Origin of the sequence: Rubrimonas cliftonensis (genome assembly GCF_900107585.1) — a bacterium.
In the GTDB taxonomy this organism is placed as follows: Bacteria; Pseudomonadota; Alphaproteobacteria; order Rhodobacterales; family Rhodobacteraceae; genus Rubrimonas; species Rubrimonas cliftonensis.
Genome location: NZ_FNQM01000074.1, coordinates 1 through 2,339 on the forward strand (window position 1 = coordinate 1; position 2,339 = coordinate 2,339).

The window sequence follows — 2,339 nt, forward strand, 5'->3', positions numbered from 1 at the left end:
ATCGAAAGATTGAAATGACGGCCGTCACCGACGCTTTGCCAACCGGCCGGATACCAACCCCCATGATCCGCGCTCCGATCGGCCGAAATCGGGAGGGACTTCCGGCGCGCCGCGGGCGGGCCCATGCTCCCACGCTCCGATAGCTGGATCGAGCATGGACGGCCGGTCGCGCGAGCCAAGTCGAACGGGTTTCCCATGTCGACGCCGAGCGCGAGCGAGGGCACGATGCGCGGACGGCGGACGGTCGACACAAGGTAGAGGATCGCGTTGGCGACCTCGCGTAGGTCGGTCGTGCGAGGCCTTCCCAGCCGCCGTGGCAGTGGCAGGACCGGCGCTAACAGCGCCCACTCCCTATCCGTCATGTCGCTTGCATAGCGCATGCTCGGGCGTGCAGGGTCACGCCAAGCAGTATCAGTCCAAGGCAGCGTGATCCCGTCAGTCTTCGCAAACCGACGTGAACCACAACATCCTGATATCGCTCAACCCTTTTCGGGGCGGGCACTGAGGCGATAAGGGGCGCGCCCGCGCCGTCGGCGCGTTATGCATGCCAATGCGCCAAAGGCTGCGAACATGAGCCCGCTCGCCGCGGGAAGCGGCACCGGCGCCGGGGTGGTCGCGAGCGCCCCCCGACCGTTCAAGAATGCCACGCCGCCTGCGCTGTGGTCGACGGTCCAGCCGTCGAGATAGCCGGTCTCAAAATCGCCGTTGAAAAGGCCGGCGAAAAGGATGTCGTCGAGCGCGATCGTCACCCCGGGCCCGCCGGACAGCCGGAACTCCAGCGGCGACAGGACGCCGGGCGCCGTGTCGAAGGTTAGCCCCAACAGGGCCACGGCGCCCGCGTCCGCCGCGGAAAACGCGCCCAGCAGCCTGCCGCCGAACAGAACCTCGAGCAACCCGTCGCCCGACAGCCAATCAAGAGAGAACATCAGATCGGCGTCGGTGGCCGGACTAACGACATTCTGCAGCAGGGAGACGCCCAAGGCGTCCGCCGTCGACAGCTGCGCCTTGCGCTTGATCGGACCCGGCAACGTCTTGAAGCGGTCGGCGCGGAGAACGACGGTCTCGGTCGAAGCGTCACCGCCACCGGACAGACCTGCCACGAAGGCCACGCTGCCGAGGTCGTTGATCGCGTTTTCGCTCGGCAGCTCGACGAATTGGACGGTCCGGCCGTCCAGAACGTCGCCGCGACGGATCACGAGGTCGGCGACGGGATCATCGCCGATGGCGATGTTGGCAAAGCTGTCCTGAGACGGCGGATCCACGTCAAGCAGCGCCTCGAACACCACGAGATCGTTGTCGCTGAGCGAGACGAGGCCGAACTGGTCCCACGGGCCGACGGACGAGGCGATGATCTGGTCTGGCTGCCCAGACCCGAACTTGCGCAGCACGACCTCGCGCGGATTCGTATCAGCCGTCGTGAAGGCGACCGCGAGTTGGTCGTTGACCGAGTAGTCGCGGATGACCGTCGGTGCCGGCACTGTGACGAAGGGCCCGCCAAGGACGCCCGTGCCGACGGCCCCGGCGATTTCGCGCGTGCTTATCTGAACAACTTTGGCGTCGGCATCGTTGAGTTGCAGGGTTTCGCTAAATTGCAGAAGCCTCGTCTGGAGAACCGTCACCGGTCCGCCTTCGCCCCAGGCGTCAATCCTCCTCAGCCCAAAATCGGCGCCGCGGAAGAGCGCCGAGAACCCGACCTGCCCGCTGTTGGAAACACCGCAGCCCTTCACGCAGTCGAAGCCCAGCACCTCTTCGCCCGCGATCACCTGATCGTCTTCGGCGATGATGGTCACGCCCCCATTTCGGTCGACACGATAGACGCCCGTGCGGCCCTGGCGGGATGCTATGAAGGCGACATGCTCGCCATTGTCGCTGATCGTCGCGCCAACAATGCCCAACTCTGAGAACACCGTGCCGGTGCTCGCCACGGTGCGCGTCGTATCTCCGTCGCCGACAACGATGGAAACGGCGCCGCCATCGTCGGCGCTGAACGTGACCGACCCCGCCTGGCTGATCGACACATTGGATCGCCTCAAGTCAGTCGTCGTGCCGATCTCGACGAAGCGGAAAGTCGCCGCTCGCGCACTGTCGCCACTCGACAGGTGCAAAACGCACGCGCACCCAGACGCTGCAATCCAAAGGGGCAAGTGTGAATATTTCATGACGAGACGCCTCCCATCGCTATACTTATGGAAAATACCATTGGAGTGATTCGGCGAGAAATGAATTATTTTCTGCCATCGACGGGGCTATGTTGCGCAAAGGTGGCTGGCGGAGGGATTCACGTCGCGAATCCAGCGTGATAGCCGGGGTGGATGAGCAAGCCGACACCCCCGACGTAC

General features: G+C 64.6%; 1 protein-coding gene and 1 pseudogene. Both read right to left on the reverse strand.

Features of this window, described 5'->3' with window-relative positions; all coding sequences use genetic code 11:
- Window positions 1–218: 218 nt before the first annotated feature.
- Window positions 219–425: pseudogene (locus BLW43_RS24535) on the reverse strand (transposase); the annotation flags it as partial.
- A gap of 54 nt (window positions 426–479) precedes the next feature.
- Complete coding sequence (locus tag BLW43_RS22560) at window positions 480–2,018, reverse strand: TolB-like translocation protein (protein WP_093257183.1); 1,539 nt, start codon at window positions 2,016–2,018, stop codon at window positions 480–482.
- Between the last annotated feature and the right edge of the window lie 321 nt (window positions 2,019–2,339).